We start from the raw sequence: 15,765 nt of genomic DNA on the forward strand, positions 1-15,765 counted from the left end.
CCAAGAAAGTTGCGGTGACGTCAGCAGAATTGGGACCAGACGGCTAAACTATTTATACTGTCTTTGAGGCGCTGTGCTTGCGCCAAACAGCTATAGAAGGACTTTTGAGGATGACATTACACGAGCTCCTGGCGCTCTTTACCAGCAAGAACATCGAGTACACTACCGCCCATTTTGATGCGGTTGATCAAAACGCACAGCTTACCGATGTTGCAAGCGATTCTCGTGAGGTCATCCCCGGTTCGCTGTTTGTTTGCAAGGGCGCGAGTTTCTCGCCAGCGTATCTGACAAGCGCGGTAAAGGCTGGAGCTGTTGCGTACCTTTGCCAGCGGTCACTTGCAGAAGAACTGCAGGCAGTAGCGCCAAACGTAGCTGCCATTCACGTGGATGACGTGCGCTTTGCCATGGCCTATGTGGCCGCAGGCGTTGCGGGACATCCCGACAAGAAGCTCACTACCATCGGTATTACGGGTACAAAGGGCAAGTCTACCTGCTCGTATATGCTGCGCGCCATCCTTGACGGCGACGAGCCGTACTCCAAGTGCGGCGTGATCGGCGGCATCGAGGTATTTGACGGCAAGGACACGCAGCCCGCGCACAACACCACACCCGAGGCTCCTGAGCTGTGGCGCCACCTCAAGCACGCCGCGGAGGCCGGCCTCCCCTACGTTGACATGGAGATTTCCAGCCAGGGACTCAAGTACGACCGCACAGTTGACCTCAACCTGAGTGTTGCGGTGTTCCTAAACATTGGAACCGATCATATTTCCCCTGTTGAACACCCTACTTTTGAAGATTACTTTGAGAGCAAGCTGAAGATTTTTGACCTTGCTCGCGTGGCTGTTGTCAACAAGAACACTATGATGTTTGACCAGGTCATGGAGCGTGCACAGAGGTGCGAGAAGGTCCTGACCTTCTCCACAACCGATTCCGACGCCACCGTTTGGGCGGACGAGATCACCCCTCACCAGGGCATGGTTACCTTTACCGTGCACACGCCAACCTGGACCAGCAGCGCCGCACTGCCTATGTCCGGTCTCTTCAACGTGGAGAACGCTCTTGCGGCAATCACCGTTGCTGACTACCTGGGCATTCGCGAGAAGGACGCTGTGCTTCCGCTGATGAACGTTAAGGTGCCAGGCCGCATGGAGCTGCTGAGCTCGCCCGACAACAAGGTCACGGGCTTGGTCGACTACGCTCACAACAAACTTTCCTATCAGAAGCTTTTCTCGTCAACTGCTAAGGAATTCCCTGGTTATGGCCGCTATGTGGTCATGGGAGCCGTTGGCGGCAAGGCGTACAACCGTCGTCAGGAGCTGCCAGAAGAGGCCGCCAAGTGGGCGGATCTGATGATTTACACCACCGAGGACTGCAACATGGAAGATCCTGCGGTGATTTGCGCACAAATGGCCGAAGCCACGCCCGAGGGCGCCGCGCACAAGATTATCCTTGACCGCTACGACGCCATTTACGAGGCGGTTTCCGCTGCTTACGACGACCCTCGTCCGTCGCTGGTGTACCTGCTTGCCAAGGGCGACGAGCCGTTCAACATTATCGGCGGCAAGCACGTTCCGTGGATGACGGACGCTGCTGCGTTCAAGGCTGCCGTTCGTGCCAAGCTGGACAAACGAACCGGTCGCGCGGGACGCGATAACCGCAGTTAAATGCGCAACGCGGACTGAGGGCGCGGAGTAAGTGCTTGAGTTTCTCGCCAAGCCCGCCTGAAAAGTGCAAAGAATCTGTATTTCCGACACAGAATCTTTGCCAAAATCAGGCAAATCCACCGATTCATTGACTTTTTCAGGCAAAAGTTACAGATTCTTTGAAGAAATCAGGCTCGCGATTAAGTGCGGCTAAAAAACCTTGTAATGAGGTTCGCAATTAAACGCGACGAGAAACCCGTCCACTAGCAGCTTTTTCGCACAAGAAAACCCGGTACCCACATGAAGTGAATACCGGGCGGAAGGCACGTTTATGCAGGTAGCGCGCTTGCGCCGAGCGCAGGCCGTCGCCGCGTCGAACGTGACGCGCGCAGGACGCAACTTGCGACTTGTTACTCGTTGTCGCCTGCGGTTGCCTGAGTTGCAGAGATGCTCTGATCAGCATCGGAAGCGTCTGGCCAAGACCAATCAGTAAATGCTGGGTGATCATAGCCCTTCTCGACAGCAAACTCAAAGGCTTCGGTGCGGAACTTCTCCCACTCGTCAATCTGATCTGCCCACTTCTGAGCGTCAATCATGCGGAGAGCGTCAGCAGCAAGTGCCCAGCGGTCCATGTTGTTCAAGCGTAGCATGTCGTAAGGAGTTGTGGTGGAACCCTGCTCCTCGTAGCCGTGAACGTTGAAGTTGTCGTGGTTTGGACGGTTCCAAATCAGGCGACGGACAGAACCAGCGTAAGCGTGGAATGCGAAGAGAACTGGCTTGTCTGCGGAGAAGAGCTTTGTGAACTCCTCGTCAGAAAGAGCCTCGTTGTTCTCGGAAGCGTTCTGAATCTTGAGCAGGTCAACAACGTTAACGAAGCGAGCCTTGATGCCCAGCTTACCAAGCATGTCCAGAGCAGCAAGGAGCTCCTGAGTAGGAACGTCGCCGCAGGATGCAAGGACAATGTCCTCCTCGCCAGCCTCAGCGTTGGAAGCCCACTTCCACTCCTTAGCGCCAACTGAAAGCTCCTCGCGAGCCTCGTCGAGGGTTACCCACGTTGGAGCAGGCTGCTTACCAGCAAAGATAGCGTTGATGCAGTTTGTGGAGGTATAGCACTTCTCGCCAACTGCAAGCAGAAGGTTAGCGTCTGCTGGGAAGTAGATGTTGGTGATGTGGTCGTTGTTGAAGCTCTTGTTAAGCATGATGTCAACAAAACCAGGATCCTGGTGAGAGAATCCGTTGTGGTCCTGACGCCAAACGTGGCTGGAAAGAACCAGGTTAAGAGCAGAAATAGGTTTGCGCCATGGAATGTGGCGGACGGTAGCCTCAAGCCACTTAGCGTGCTGGTTGATCATTGAGTCAATGATGTGGACAAATGACTCGTAGCTAGACCAAATGCCGTGGCGGCCAGTTAGGGTGTAGCCCTCAAGCAGACCCTCGCACTGGTGCTCGGAAAGCTGCTCAATAACGTTACCAACTGGGGAAATATGCTCGTCGTTCTCAAAGTCGTCGTTAAAGCCACCAAACCACTGCTTGTCGGTTACCTGGAAGGAAGGCTGCAGACGGTTAGAAGCGGTCTCATCAGGTCCGAAGATACGGAACTCAGAACGGTTGCTGTTAATAAGCTCAGCGGTGTACTCGCCAAGAACGCGCGTTGCCTCAGTAGCACCAAAGCCGTGGCCCTTCTCGGCAACTGGAATCTCGTACTTCTTTGCATCAGGAAGAACGAGGTTGCGACGGATTGTACCACCATTTGCGTTAGGGTTAGCGCCAAGACGGAGGTCACCCTTAGGCATGAAGGAAGTAACCTCTGGACGGATTGCGCCCTTCTCGGTGAAGAGGGTCTCTGGATTGTAGGAGCTCATCCAATCACGAAGAACCTGGAAGTGAGCCTCAGTGTCGCGAGCTGATGCCAGTGGAACCTGGTGTGCGCGCCAAGAGCCCTCGGTCTTCTTGCCATCAATATAAGGAGGGCAAGTCCAACCCTTAGGGGTGCGGAAGATGATCATTGGGTAGTAAGGACGCGATGCGTCACCTGCGGCTGCGCGAGTCTTGATAGCGCAGATCTCATTGAAGACAGCCTCAAGCAGAGCTGCAAAACGACGGTGGATGGATGCGTGATCCTCGTCGTCAAAGCCAGCAACAAAATTATATGGGTGATAGCCCATGCCGCGGAAGAACTCGTCGCGTTCACCATCGGAAATACGAGCAAGAATGGTTGGGTTGGCAATTTTGTAGCCGTTGAGGTGCAGGATTGGAAGAACAATACCATCGGTCAGTGGGTCCATGAACTTGTTGGTCTGCCAAGAAGTTGCAAGTGGACCGGTCTCTGCCTCACCGTCGCCGACAACAGCAACTGCAAGCAGGGATGGATTGTCCAAGACAGCGCCGTATGCGTGAGACAAGGTGTAACCCAGCTCGCCGCCCTCGTGGATGGAACCTGGGGTCTCAGGTGCATAGTGGGAAGGAATTCCGCCAGGATAAGAGAAGCGGCGGAAGAACTTCTGGAGACCCTCTTCATCGTCAGTGATAAATGGGTAGGTCTCACGATAAGTTCCGTCAAGCAGGGACTGTGCAGTACCTGCAGGTCCACCGTGACCAGGACCCATGAGGAAGATGGTGTTCTGGTTATGGTCGCGAATGAAACGGTTGACGTGGCCGAACAGGAAGTTTAGACCTGGGGTGGTTCCCCAGTGGCCAACCAGACGGTGCTTAACATCCTCGCGAGAAAAACCATCCTTCATAAGAGGGTTACTGCGAAGATAAATCTGACCAACAGACAGGTAATTAGCTGCGCGCCAATACCTATCGACGCCGGCAAGTTCTTCCTCAGATACAGGCTGATTCAGGGTCTGCCAAGGTGTACCGTACACGGGCTGAGCCATGTGCTCCTCCTTTTTCTTTGGCTGCTACCTGCGTTTTTACGCAGATTTTGCAACCTCGTTGCTTCCATCACCTGAGCGTTTGTTTTGTTCACACTCGGCTGAGAGCGCAACTTCGCAAGCACCTAATAACGCAGGCGTTGCCAGATCGTAGCGCTGGCGTGTTGCCTTTCAACGCAAGTTTAAGCGAACACAACAACACATACATAACAGTATGATGCTTCGGCTATGTTTCAAGTACTACTCTAAGTGATAAAACGTTTTATCAAGATGAGATTTTTGAAAATTCTCTCTTGGAGGGCTTTATTGAAGAGCTTTAAGAGACACCTCAAATACGACTAGCAGTCCAAAACACGTACGCTATTCTTCTCAATCATACGTGGCTCAAGAATTATCTGAATTGAATCCCCGTTATCCGCCGGTTCATCCGCACTTTCCTGACCTGCTGCGTCACCCCTTGCAAAACTAAGACCTGCACCAGCATCTGCGCCAACGCTATCACTTGTATCTACACCAACATCCGCTCCATGCTCATTCAAACGACGGAACATAATCGAAAGTGCAGCGTCAGAAAGCTCATCAACATTTTGCTCAATCGAAGTCAACGCCGGTTCAAACAATGCGTCTGAAATGCTGTTATCGTATCCAACAACAGAATAATCATGAGGAACATGCAATCCGCGCTCGTACAGATAGCGCAACAAACCCAAAGCAATGTTGTCTGACGTCGCAATAACAGCAGTAGCATCTATGCGAATCAACTGCTGAGCCGCAAGATATGCATCAGGAATGTAATAATCACTGGTCAACACAAGTGACTGATCAAACTTCAGGCCCTTCTCGCCAAGTGCACGAACATAGCCGTTAAGGCGCGCACACCCGGTATTAGATGCGGTATTAACCATGCATGCAATTCGGCGATGACCGTGGTCTAGCAAGTATTTTGTGGCAAGATAGCCGCCAAGCTCATTGTTAAATGTAACTTTATCGCAGTCGAGCGCGTCAATAGTTCGGTCTACCATAACGTACGGCACAGGCAGCTGCTCTAGGTCAGCAATGAGCTGTTTCGAGGCTTCAACCTCATCGGACGTGATAATAAAGATGCCATCGGCGCCGCGATTAACCAGCAGTCGCACAAGATCTGCATCGTTTGACGTGTTGTTATCTGAGTTGGTGATAAACAGCGCGTACCCACGACGACGGCATTTCATCTCCAGCATCTTTGCAAACGACGAGAAAAACCGGCTCTCGATATTCGGTACAATCAGTCCCAACGTCTGCGTATGCTGCGTGACCAGGCTTCTTGCAATCTGGTTGGGAATGTAATGCTCACGACGGGCAACATCAAGGATACGACGGCGGTTCTCGTCGCTCACACGCACCGGTCGGCCATTCAGCACCAGCGAAACCGTAGCGGGTGATAGCCCCACCTTGCGCGCAATCGTTTTTAGAGTGACTTTTTCTGCCACGTTACCTCGCAACTAGCCCCGTTTGTCGTTGTTGCTTAAGTATAATAGTCGAGAAACCCCTGCGGCTGGTCGGTCGCCAAAAGCCAAGCTCTGTTTCCACACGACAACCGCATTCCGAGAGGACGCGCATGAACATCACTCCACAGGAAATCGCCGAAACCCTCGCCATGGTCAGCGAACAAAACCTTGACCTGCGTACCATTACCATGGGCATCTCGCTCAATAGCTGCGCAGACGAAGATCTAGACCGCATGTGCCAGAAGGTTTATGACCGTATCACGCGCCAGGCCGAACACCTAGTGTCCGTAGCTGAAGACCTAGAGCGCGAGTACGGCATCCCTATTGCTAACAAGCGCGTCTCTGTCACACCAATCGCACAGATTGCGGCATGTACCTCGGCACAGGACCTGACCCCGTTGGCCCACGCGCTTGATCGTGCGGCTAAGACGCTAGGTATCGACTTCCTGGGTGGCTTCTCGGCACTGGTCCACAAGGGTCTTGGCGACGCCGACCGCCGACTTATCGCATCCATCCCTGAGGCGCTGGCCACCACGTCGCGTGTCTGTTCTTCGGTAAACGTCGCGTCTACGCGCGCAGGCATCAACATGGACGCTGTCTTGCTCATGGCAGGAACTGTGCTCGAGGCCGCGCGTCGCACCACCAACATCCAGTGCTACGGTGCCGCTAAGCTGGTTGTTTTTGCCAACATGGTGGAGGATTCCCCCTTCATGGCCGGCGCGGTTCACGGCGGAGGCGAGGCAGATGCTGTCATTAACGTGGGCGTCTCCGGCCCTGGTGTTATGGCTGCAGCCCTCGCCGAACTCCCCAACTCCGCAAACCTCATGGACGTTGCCGAAAAAATCAAGCAGACAGCATTCAAGATTACCCGCGCGGGCGAGCTGATGAGCCGCGAGGCTTCAAGGCGCCTAGGTGTCGAGAAGGGCATCGTAGACCTAAGCCTTGCGCCTACCCCAGCAGCTGGCGATTCCGTCGCTAAAATTCTGGAACTCATCGGCGTTGGCGAATGTGGCGGTCCCGGAACCACCTGCGCACTTGCCCTGCTCAATGACGCTGTCAAGAAGGGTGGTGTCATGGCATCGTCAAGCGTCGGCGGCCTGTCCGGCGCATTTATTCCAGTCTCCGAGGATGCAGGTATGATTCGCGCAGCTCAGGACGGCGCACTTTCTCTCGAGAAACTCGAAGCGATGACCTCGGTATGCTCCGTTGGTCTGGACATGATTGCTATTCCTGGTGATTCATCTGTGGAGACCATCGCGGGCATCATCGCAGATGAGATGGCTATCGGCGTCATCAACACAAAGACCACCGCAGTCCGTGTTATCCCAGCTATCGGCTATAACGAAGGTGATGTCTTAGAGTTCGGCGGTCTCTTTGGCTCTGCTCCGGTCATGCCAGTCAATCAGTTTGCAGGTACAGTGCTTGCTCATCGAGGCGGTCGCTTCCCTGCTCCGCTTAATTCACTTAAGAACTAACAAAAGCCTCCACAAGGTGGTACAACTTCGGGATTTTCTAAACCCGAAAGGGAATCGGCATAGTCGTGAAAGCGGCTATATTGTTTTTTCAGTGCCTTTTCTCATTGCTTCTTGTTCGACGTGATGACCAGCCACTCGCAGAACGCCTCCACAGGAATCAGGATTCGCGTCCCGATCCGTATGGAGGGAAATCCGTCCATCTTGACCAGCTCGTAGGCTTTCGGCAGGGAGATGTCTATCTGGGATGCCATCTCCTGCGCACTCATAATCTCCTTGCTCATGTGCTCACGCTCCTTTCTTCTCGTAATAAAATGCTGCCCTGTCCGGGGCAGTAACTTTCGTAGATCATCTCAGCGCGATCTCGGCTTTTTCTTTCGAGGCCATCCGTCTGATCGCGTTGTACGATGTCAGGTCTTTATAGCCGTAGCCGCTTTCCTTGACCAGAAGCTCCTCGACGTGCTTTCGCCGTCGGTTTTCGCGCTACCTTCTCCTGTTCTTCATGCCCACCTCCTTCTTCATCCATAAAAAAGACAGACTGGGTTCTCGGACTTGCGGGAAACAGCCAGCCTACCGACATCCGCTCGTTGTAAGCGGTTTTATCTCATTGAAAAGAGTTGTATTACTTGTTACAATCAAACTTTCACAGACAAAACGAAATTCGTGAGGTAAAAAACGATGCCAAGACAGTCAGACCAAAGCGCGGAGAGATACAATGACGTATTCCCCACCACGCTGCGCGGCCTTCTGGAGAGCCACCCTAAAGACGGGCACAAGACGACCTACAAGGATCTCGGCGAGGCGGTGGGCGTGCGCCAGCAGACCATCAGCCAGTACGCCGCAGGGCAGACCCAGCCCACAGCCGACGTGGTACTGCGCATCGCGCAGTTCTTCGGCGTGTCAGTGGACTACATGCTTACGGGCATAAGCGCGTACAACAGGAGCCTGCACGAGGAACTCGGTCTCTCCGAAGAGGCCATCTCGCACCTCAAGCGGGCACGAGACATATACCCGCAGGTTGACCCCGACCGCACACGCACGATGCCGCTTCTCAACGAGCTGCTCTCCGACAAGGAATTCTACGAGTTCCTCGACGGCCTGCACTTCTACATCGAGAGGCTCGGCGGAGACGACCCTGTTTCCGAGGAGATGAAAAAGCACTTCAAGGGTCTCGACATAAAGGGCTACTTCGTCTGGCAGATCCAGACCTACGTGCAGGAGTTCTTAAGGAAGAAACTCGTCAAGCAGGGATTTGAAATCGTGGTGGAGTAGCACCCACCGGAAAGACAGCAATCAACGCCTCTGGCATATGTGGAGGAAAACGAACATGGCAAAACTCAAATATCAAGAAAAGGACGGCAAGGTCTACTGCCCGCTCAAGGACAAGTGGCTGATTGCCACTCCGGAGGAAAAGGTCAGGCAGCGATACGTCTGCACGCTCGTTAACGACTTCGGCTACCAGCTCGAGCAAATGGCGCAGGAACTCAAGGTCACCAACTCCAAACGAGGCCAAGGCAAGGCGCGTGCGGACATCGTCATCTGGAAGAGTACAGACGAAAAAGACGAGAGCAAGTCAGCCTTCATCGTAGTCGAATGCAAGGCGGAAAACGTCAAGATCCATGTCGAGGACTATTATCAAGGATTTAACTACGCGTCTTGGGCGCACGCCCAGTTCTTCGTCACGACGAACGAGAAGGAAACAAAATACTTCAACGTCGACCCAACCTATCTTCCCCAGAAGCTGGAGGAGGTCGTCGGCATCCCGACAGCGAAGGACGTCGATAATGCGAAGAAGATAGAGCAGATCAAGAACCGCACGAAGACCTTCACCCGCGAGGAGTTCACGCGGACGCTTCAGGCATGCCACAACATCATCCGAAACAACGACAAGCTTTCCCCGGAGGCTGCGTTCGACGAGATCAGCAAGCTGCTATTCATGAAGATACGCTACGAGCGCCAGCAACGGGGCACTAAGGTGTTCACGAGAAAACAGTACGAGGCGGAGGAGAAGAACTACGAGGAAAATATCCGTCCCGGCCTCAAAGGCACAGTTCTCTACTCACAGTCGTACATGCAGCGCCTTTTCAGCACCACGAAGGAGGAATTCAAAGACGACCACCTCTTCGAGGACAGCGACGAGATCAAGATCAGGAACAACAGCTTCATCCAGATCCTCGGAAAGCTTGAAAACTTCAACCTATCCGATACGCAAGACGATGTGAAGGGCATCGCCTTCGAGCAGTTCCTTGGCACGACATTCAGAGGCGAGTTGGGTCAGTTCTTCACACCGCGCACCATCGTCGATTTCATGACGGAGATCATCGATCCTCAGGAGGGCGAGATCATCTGCGATCCGACATGCGGCTCCGGCGGCTTCCTCATCAAGGCTTTCGAGTACGTCCGCGAGAAGATCGAGGCGGACATCCGCGAGCAGAAGGAGAAGCTGCGCTCGGAGTTTGAAAGCGACGATTTCGAGAGCAAACCCGAAGACGAGCAGATCAGAGTCACCGTCCTTATCGACAAGATGCAAGCCGTGCTCAACGCAGAGCTTGATACTAGTGCAACCAATAGTCGCATGCAGCAGCTTTCCCGCAACTGCATCTACGGCACGGACGCCAACCCGCGCATGGCGCGAACGTCCAAGATGAACATGATCATGCACGGAGACGGACACGGCGGCGTACACCACCACGACGGCCTTCTGAATGTGAATGGCATCTTCGAGGAGCGTTTCGACGTGATTCTCACCAACCCGCCATTCGGCCAGAACGTCGACCGCAGTCAGACCATCACGGACGCCGACCGCTTCACCGACGAGGAGATGAAGAAGAAGTACCGCAACAAGTACGGCGAGGCATATGACGAGGCGCTCAAGCAGGTTGACGACCATATCGGAAAGCCCTTGCTCTCGCTCTACGATCTCGGCTCCACGAGCACCCTCACCGAAGTGCTCTTCATGGAGCGCTGCCTGCGCCTTCTCAAGAAGGGCGGACGCATGGGCATGGTTCTGCCCGAAGGCGTCCTCAACAACAAGAACCTTGCAGCGGTGCGCGAGTACTTCGAGGGAAAGGCAAAGCTAATCCTCATCTGCTCCATCCCGCAGGACGTGTTCATTGCGGCAGGTGCGACAGTAAAGCCGAGCCTCGTTTTCATGCGGAAGTTCACCGCCGAAGAAGAAGCAAAGTACGCCAAGTGCAAACAGGCCGCAGCAGACGAGGTGGCCGCACTGCATAAGGATGAGGTCGACGAGCTTGAAAAGGCCATAGCCTACTGCACCGCCGTCACCGAAACGCTCAAGGACGATCTCAAAGATGCCCGCAGCAGGCTGAAACAGGCCAAGAAGGACAAGGCGAAAACCTCAAGTATCAATGCGGAAATCAATGCCATCCAGCAAGAGCAGACCGATAACAAAACAAAGAAGAAGGAGGTGGAGAAGACGCTCAAGGATCTGCAAAAACGGATGATCGAAGAGGTAAAGCCGCTCATCAAGAAGAACTTCGACTACGACATCCCCATCGCAAAGATTGACGATGCCGGAATCACAACCACGGGCGCGGCATCCGAGGGAAACCAACTGCCCGCTCTTGTCGAGGAATACAAGGCGTACCGCAAGGAGCATGCCCTGTGGGAAACGGACAATCGGGCATCCCGGTATATTCCCATAGATGAGGATAGCTTCCAACGAGTCTTTTTCGAGGAAGGCGAGGAGGTGCACTAAATGAATGATTCTGCATCTCTCCTCTCCACAGTGCTCTTTTCAAACATTGGGCAGTGGGATGTCAAGCAATTCTTTCTGAACATAATTCAGTCCTCGTATACCGTGGAGGAGCTTGGCAAACACCTCGTCCACCAAACCGAAAAAGTTCAACTTTCAGATTATCCAGAAGACAAGTTTGTCATCTTGGGTGTGTCAAACAAAATTGGAATGTTTGATGCCAGCATTAAAAAAGGCAAGAAGATCAAGCAAAAGTACCATGTTGTCAAAGATGGTTGGCTAGCCTACAACCCATACCGAATTAACGTTGGCTCTATCGGCATCAAAACCCCAGAGCTTCAAGGCGGGTATATCAGCCCTGCTTATGTTGTCTTCAGTTGTAAAGACACTTTGCTTCCTGAATATCTCTGGCTGATGATGAAGAGCGATTATTTCAATGCTCTCATCAACGATTCGACTACAGGCTCGGTACGTCAAACATTACGCTTCGATAAGCTGGCAAGCATCAAAGCGCCGATACCAACAGTAGATGAACAAAAAGAAATACTCGCCCAATATCACGCCACCCTCGCCGAGGCGGAGAAAAACATATCCGACGGCAATAGCTTCAGCGACGGCCTGCTCTTCGACATCCAGTCAAAGGTCTCCGACCTAGAAAAGGACGAGTCTGCTGCAGAAAAGCCTTCCTCGATCATTCAGCCGGTTCCCTTTGCTGCAATGTCACGTTGGGAGGTCGCCTATACGCTCAAGAAGGGAAAGCTGGAGCGGGTTTACGGTAGCTTCAAGTGTCCTTTCAAATCGATTTCAGAACTTACCAAGGAATCACTCTTTGGTCTGTCTCTTAAGGCGTCGCTCAAGCAGGAAAGCGGCATGATACCCATACTCCGTATGTCAAATATCGTCAATGGCGAAATCGACTGCAGCAGCCTTAAGTATCTGCCATACAAAAGCGCTGTTACTCCGAGGGAGCCGGACAAGTGGCTTCTTCGCAAAGGAGACTTTCTTATCAACAGAACAAACAGCAAAGAGCTGGTTGGCAAGTCTGCGGTATTCAATCTCGACGGCGACTACACCTATGCCTCGTATATCATACGCTACCGCTTCGACACATCGGTCGTCCTGCCGGAGTACGTGAATATCATGTTCATGCTTCCTCTGGTGCGAATCCAAATAGACACCATGAGCAGGCAGACCGCAGGGCAATGCAATATAAACAGCGGCGAGATCGGCTCTATTAGAATTCCCATCCCGTCAATTCCGGAGCAACAAGCCATCATCGATAAGTACTACTCTACGAAAGACGGCGCTGACGCGTTCTACGCCAAAGCGGAAGAGCTAAAACAAAAAACCGCTGAGGACTTCGAGAAGAGCATATTTGCATAACGACAAAATAGGCGGAGAGCAGATTCGTATCTCCGCCCGTTTCCTTATTCCTCGCCTTTCAGGATGAAGTGCCAGTACTCACGACGGTGCTCCTCAATGTAGCAGACCAACTCATGGTAGTCGCTCTCGAAGGCGAGCGCTAGACGGCGCTCGTATCGAGCATGTTCGTCTTGCCGGTGTCCCAGATGGCGAGTATCTGCTCCTTGATCCTATCGGTTATCGTCTGCCGCCTTCTTCGCACAGTTGACACCGTAGAAGACGCTCAGCTCCTTGTAGTATTTCACGCAGTAGCTGCAGACCGTGACCATCTACTTGTCCTGCGTGTCCGGGATTCTGATTGTTCCTTTGCTCCACATGCTTGGTACCTCCCTTTGTTCTAGTAGGCACATACATCACTCTAAACAGCACAGATAGCAAATCTTTTATTCGAGACAAGAAAAGAACAACCACGCTCCGAGTCTTCGCTCTTGCTTGATTATTCTTCTCGTCGTCCCGCTTGAAGAAGGTCGATTAAGATTGCTTCTTTCTGCTAATCCATTGGTTCAACCTCCACGTTGGACGCTCTTTTAATTGCAAGTTTTATGAGCTACACAACTCAGTGCTCGTAGTGCTCGTAGTGCTCACCGTGCTCGTGACCCTCGTGCTCACAGTGGCCATGCTCGTGATCACAGTGTGAATGGTCATGCTCATCAGCAAGGTCCGACTGCTCGTGCCAGAACGCCGGCACAAATGCCTCACGAAGTCCATGGCGCAACAAGTCGCGACCAATAAACACACACCTAGACTCTTCCTGAGGTTCGTCGCCCGTAATAGCCCATGCACGCTCTACCAGGTCAAACTTGACCCACTGATTACCGCACGGCAGCGTGCCCTTTGCGCGTGCAAGCTTTCCAAAAACACCAGCCGACGCCGCGTCCAAAAGCCAAATCAGATGCGTTGGACTTGGAAGCTCAGCGTGAGTTAGAGCCATAGTCTCCAGATCAGGACCCTCGTCTTCCTCGCTAGTCACGTCTGTAAGAACAGAGCCGTCAAGCGAGCGAGTCAAAAGAGCATTCCACCACTCGTCAGGAATATCAGCATACGAAGACTCCGCAATAATCTCTGCCTGCGGATTCAACTCTGCTGCAAGTTGCTTAATAGGCTCAACGGCATCCTCGCTGCCTGGAGCAAGCTTAGAAACTACAACGCTTGCGGCTGCACTCAGCTGATTGTCAAAAATCTCTGGAAAATCAGCACGCTGAGTCTGCCACGAAACAGCGTCAACCACAGTAACTGGCGCCAGCAAACTAATACGCTCCCAAGCCACCTGATTCACATTATCAAGAATGCTCTGCAGCTTAGCCACGCCAGTTGGTTCAACAATTAAATACTCTGGATCAATAGTGTTTGAGATGGTCAGCACCGATGTCGCAAAATCCTGCTTGCCCGAGCAGCAAATGCAATTCTCGGTAGACTCCCAAACTTTGAGGTCAGAGTCCTGCCTTAAACGTCGTGCATCAATATCTGCCTGGCCATATTCATTCTCGTAGATAGCAAAATCACGCCCAGTCCGGCGCACGAGCTCCTGAATGAAGGTAGTTTTACCAGCTCCAAGAAAGCCTGATACAACAAGGATTTTCATGAATATAACCGCTTCCTAAACTCCGTTGGCGTCCACCAACGCAAAAAACTGGCGAGAAAACCGAACTTCTCGCCAGCTTAAACGTACTAAATCATGCTACCTCATTAATTACCTAATCGACAACAACAACTGGCTTGATAAGGTCAGCTGGCTTATCACGCATGGTGAAGAGAGCTTCCTCAAGGTGATCCCAGCCGTGATAGAGGTGAGTAACCTCTGGGTGAAGGTCAAGACGACCAGAAGTAACAAGGCTGGAGAGCTTTTCCATGCGCAGACGTCCGCCAGGCATGAGGCCGCCACGAATGTCCTTGTGGCCCATGCCAACGCCCCACTCAACGCGAGGAATGTTGACGTAGTCGCCAGAGCCAAGGTAGTTGACGTTACCAATCTTTCCGCCAGGCTTGAGAGCCTTAACAGCATCCTCAAAGGTCTCGCAGCCGCCACCATCGACGCAGACGCGGTCAACGCCCTTACCACCGGTAAGCTCCATGACCTGCTCCCAGATTGGACCGTCCTTGTAAGAGATAAAGTCGGTTGCGCCGTAGCCCTTAGCTGCCTCAACGCAGACTGGACGGGTACCAACAGCAATAATGCGAGAAGCACCGTGAAGTGCAGCACCAGCAACAGACATCAAGCCTACAGGTCCAATGCCGATGACTAGGACGGTGTCGCCAAACTCAACGCCAGCAAGCTCGACTGCATGGAAACCAGTTGGAACCATGTCGGAAAGGATACAAGCGTCTGCTGGGTCCATACCCTCTGGCATGTGAGCGAGATTGCCATCAGCATCGTTTACATGGAAGTACTCAGAGAAGACGCCATCCTTGAAGTTGGAGAACTTCCAGCCAGCAAGCATGCCACCGGAGTGCATGGAGTAACCAGCCTGAGCCTCAAGAGAGTTCCAGTCTGGAGTAATTGCAGGAACGAGGACGCGGTCGCCAGGCTTGAAGTCCTTAACGCACTCGCCAACCTCAACAACCTCTGCGGAGCACTCATGACCAAGAATCATGTTATGACGGTCGCCGATTGCGCCCTCCCACAGAGTATGAATATCAGAAGTACAAATTGCGACCGCAAGTGGCTTGCAGATTGCGTCCAAAGGACCACACTTTGGTGTCTCCTTCTCAATCCAGCCGGACTCGCCGATCTTGAGCATTGCATAACCCTTCATAAAACCCTCCTAAAATCTGTGTTTCTAACAATGAAACACTACCTACCTCGTGGAGGAGCACGCTATACGCGTGACACTGACGAGGCTCATACACAATTTGCAAATATCTGATATTTGCGCACGTAAACAATATATACGCTGACGCACCTCTTACCAAGCCTTCGGCCAATAAAGAGCAACACCTATCGGCGAACGGTAACCGCTAGCCGAATCAAAAAGGCAACTGTCCATTTTCTGTTGTATGTGTGCGACGCCGAGTGATACGCGCTAATGCCTCGGTAGTAAAGTAACGTTTCGCAAACATAACATCATGCAAATCCAACCCTTTTGAGCTTGCTGGTATAATTCTTGCAGACGGGTTTCTCACCAAATAAACTTCATTTAAAGGAGAAAA

The 15,765-nt window shown here is 52.7% G+C and carries 12 protein-coding genes; 5 read left to right on the forward strand and 7 right to left on the reverse strand.

The genetic code is table 11. The annotated features are described in order from the left end of the window. Window positions 1–110 precede the first annotated feature (110 nt). Window positions 111–1,664 carry a Mur ligase family protein gene (locus APAR_RS06250; RefSeq protein WP_012809301.1) on the forward strand — a complete coding sequence of 518 codons (1,554 nt, stop codon included), beginning with the start codon at window positions 111–113 and terminating at the stop codon, window positions 1,662–1,664. A gap of 389 nt (window positions 1,665–2,053) precedes the next feature. On the opposite strand, the gene APAR_RS06255 is transcribed toward APAR_RS06250, so the two are convergent. Together APAR_RS06255 and APAR_RS06260 are read right to left on the reverse strand one after the other, a co-directional pair. Next, window positions 2,054–4,525, reverse strand: coding sequence for a phosphoketolase (locus tag APAR_RS06255; RefSeq protein WP_012809302.1), 2,472 nt, complete (start codon window positions 4,523–4,525; stop codon window positions 2,054–2,056). Between the two features lie 335 nt (window positions 4,526–4,860). Next, complete coding sequence (locus tag APAR_RS06260) at window positions 4,861–5,991, reverse strand: LacI family DNA-binding transcriptional regulator (protein WP_012809303.1); 1,131 nt, start codon at window positions 5,989–5,991, stop codon at window positions 4,861–4,863. Between the two features lie 128 nt (window positions 5,992–6,119). On the opposite strand from APAR_RS06260, the gene APAR_RS06265 reads away from it, so the two are divergent. Next, window positions 6,120–7,484, forward strand: coding sequence for a PFL family protein (locus APAR_RS06265; protein WP_012809304.1), 1,365 nt, complete (start codon window positions 6,120–6,122; stop codon window positions 7,482–7,484). A gap of 101 nt (window positions 7,485–7,585) precedes the next feature. Here the strand turns inward: APAR_RS06265 and APAR_RS06270 are convergent, their stop codons facing one another. Continuing rightward, window positions 7,586–7,765: an excisionase family DNA-binding protein gene (locus APAR_RS06270; RefSeq protein WP_012809305.1), complete on the reverse strand. Its 180-nt coding sequence runs from the start codon at window positions 7,763–7,765 to the stop codon at window positions 7,586–7,588. 394 nt (window positions 7,766–8,159) lie between these two features. On the opposite strand from APAR_RS06270, the gene APAR_RS07190 reads away from it, so the two are divergent. The 3 genes from APAR_RS07190 to APAR_RS06285 are packed head-to-tail and all read left to right on the forward strand — an operon-like array spanning window position 8,160 to window position 12,579. Beyond that, entirely contained in the window at window positions 8,160–8,753 is a 594-nt protein-coding gene (locus APAR_RS07190) for a helix-turn-helix domain-containing protein (RefSeq protein WP_012809306.1), read from the forward strand. A 55-nt stretch (window positions 8,754–8,808) separates the two neighbouring features. Then, window positions 8,809–11,199 carry an N-6 DNA methylase gene (locus tag APAR_RS06280; RefSeq protein WP_012809307.1) on the forward strand — a complete coding sequence of 797 codons (2,391 nt, stop codon included), beginning with the start codon at window positions 8,809–8,811 and terminating at the stop codon, window positions 11,197–11,199. After that, window positions 11,200–12,579: a restriction endonuclease subunit S gene (locus tag APAR_RS06285; protein ID WP_012809308.1), complete on the forward strand. Its 1,380-nt coding sequence runs from the start codon at window positions 11,200–11,202 to the stop codon at window positions 12,577–12,579. A 44-nt stretch (window positions 12,580–12,623) separates the two neighbouring features. Here the strand turns inward: APAR_RS06285 and APAR_RS07510 are convergent, their stop codons facing one another. From APAR_RS07510 to APAR_RS06295, 4 genes are all read right to left on the reverse strand, one after another. Next, entirely contained in the window at window positions 12,624–12,764 is a 141-nt protein-coding gene (locus tag APAR_RS07510; protein WP_425357247.1) for a DUF5049 domain-containing protein, read from the reverse strand. Beyond that, entirely contained in the window at window positions 12,719–12,829 is a 111-nt protein-coding gene (locus APAR_RS07515; protein WP_425357244.1) for a DUF5049 domain-containing protein, read from the reverse strand. The genes APAR_RS07510 and APAR_RS07515 overlap by 46 nt, the downstream gene beginning before the upstream one ends. Before the next feature lie 345 nt (window positions 12,830–13,174). Continuing rightward, window positions 13,175–14,200, reverse strand: a complete 1,026-nt coding sequence (locus APAR_RS06290; protein WP_012809309.1) for a GTP-binding protein — start codon at window positions 14,198–14,200, stop codon at window positions 13,175–13,177. 112 nt (window positions 14,201–14,312) lie between these two features. After that, on the reverse strand, window positions 14,313–15,371 hold the full coding sequence (locus APAR_RS06295; RefSeq protein WP_012809310.1) for an NAD(P)-dependent alcohol dehydrogenase: 1,059 nt from the start codon (window positions 15,369–15,371) through the stop codon (window positions 14,313–14,315). Window positions 15,372–15,765 lie beyond the last annotated feature (394 nt).

The sequence above is a fragment of the Lancefieldella parvula DSM 20469 genome (genome assembly GCF_000024225.1).
Lineage (GTDB): Bacteria > Actinomycetota > Coriobacteriia > Coriobacteriales > Atopobiaceae > Lancefieldella > Lancefieldella parvula.

Bases quoted from the DNA above. Each gene is read 5' to 3' on its own strand.
- APAR_RS06250 (WP_012809301.1), top strand. From the start codon at position 111: ATGACATTACACGAGCTCCTGGCGCTCTTTACCAGCAAGAACATCGAG.
- APAR_RS06255 (WP_012809302.1), bottom strand. From the start codon at position 4,525: ATGGCTCAGCCCGTGTACGGTACACCTTGGCAGACCCTGAATCAGCCT.
- APAR_RS06265 (WP_012809304.1), top strand. From the start codon at position 6,120: ATGAACATCACTCCACAGGAAATCGCCGAAACCCTCGCCATGGTCAGC.
- APAR_RS06270 (WP_012809305.1), bottom strand. From the start codon at position 7,765: ATGAGCAAGGAGATTATGAGTGCGCAGGAGATGGCATCCCAGATAGAC.
- APAR_RS07190 (WP_012809306.1), top strand. From the start codon at position 8,160: ATGCCAAGACAGTCAGACCAAAGCGCGGAGAGATACAATGACGTATTC.
- APAR_RS06280 (WP_012809307.1), top strand. From the start codon at position 8,809: ATGGCAAAACTCAAATATCAAGAAAAGGACGGCAAGGTCTACTGCCCG.
- APAR_RS06285 (WP_012809308.1), top strand. From the start codon at position 11,200: ATGAATGATTCTGCATCTCTCCTCTCCACAGTGCTCTTTTCAAACATT.
- APAR_RS06290 (WP_012809309.1), bottom strand. From the start codon at position 14,200: ATGAAAATCCTTGTTGTATCAGGCTTTCTTGGAGCTGGTAAAACTACC.
- APAR_RS06295 (WP_012809310.1), bottom strand. From the start codon at position 15,371: ATGAAGGGTTATGCAATGCTCAAGATCGGCGAGTCCGGCTGGATTGAG.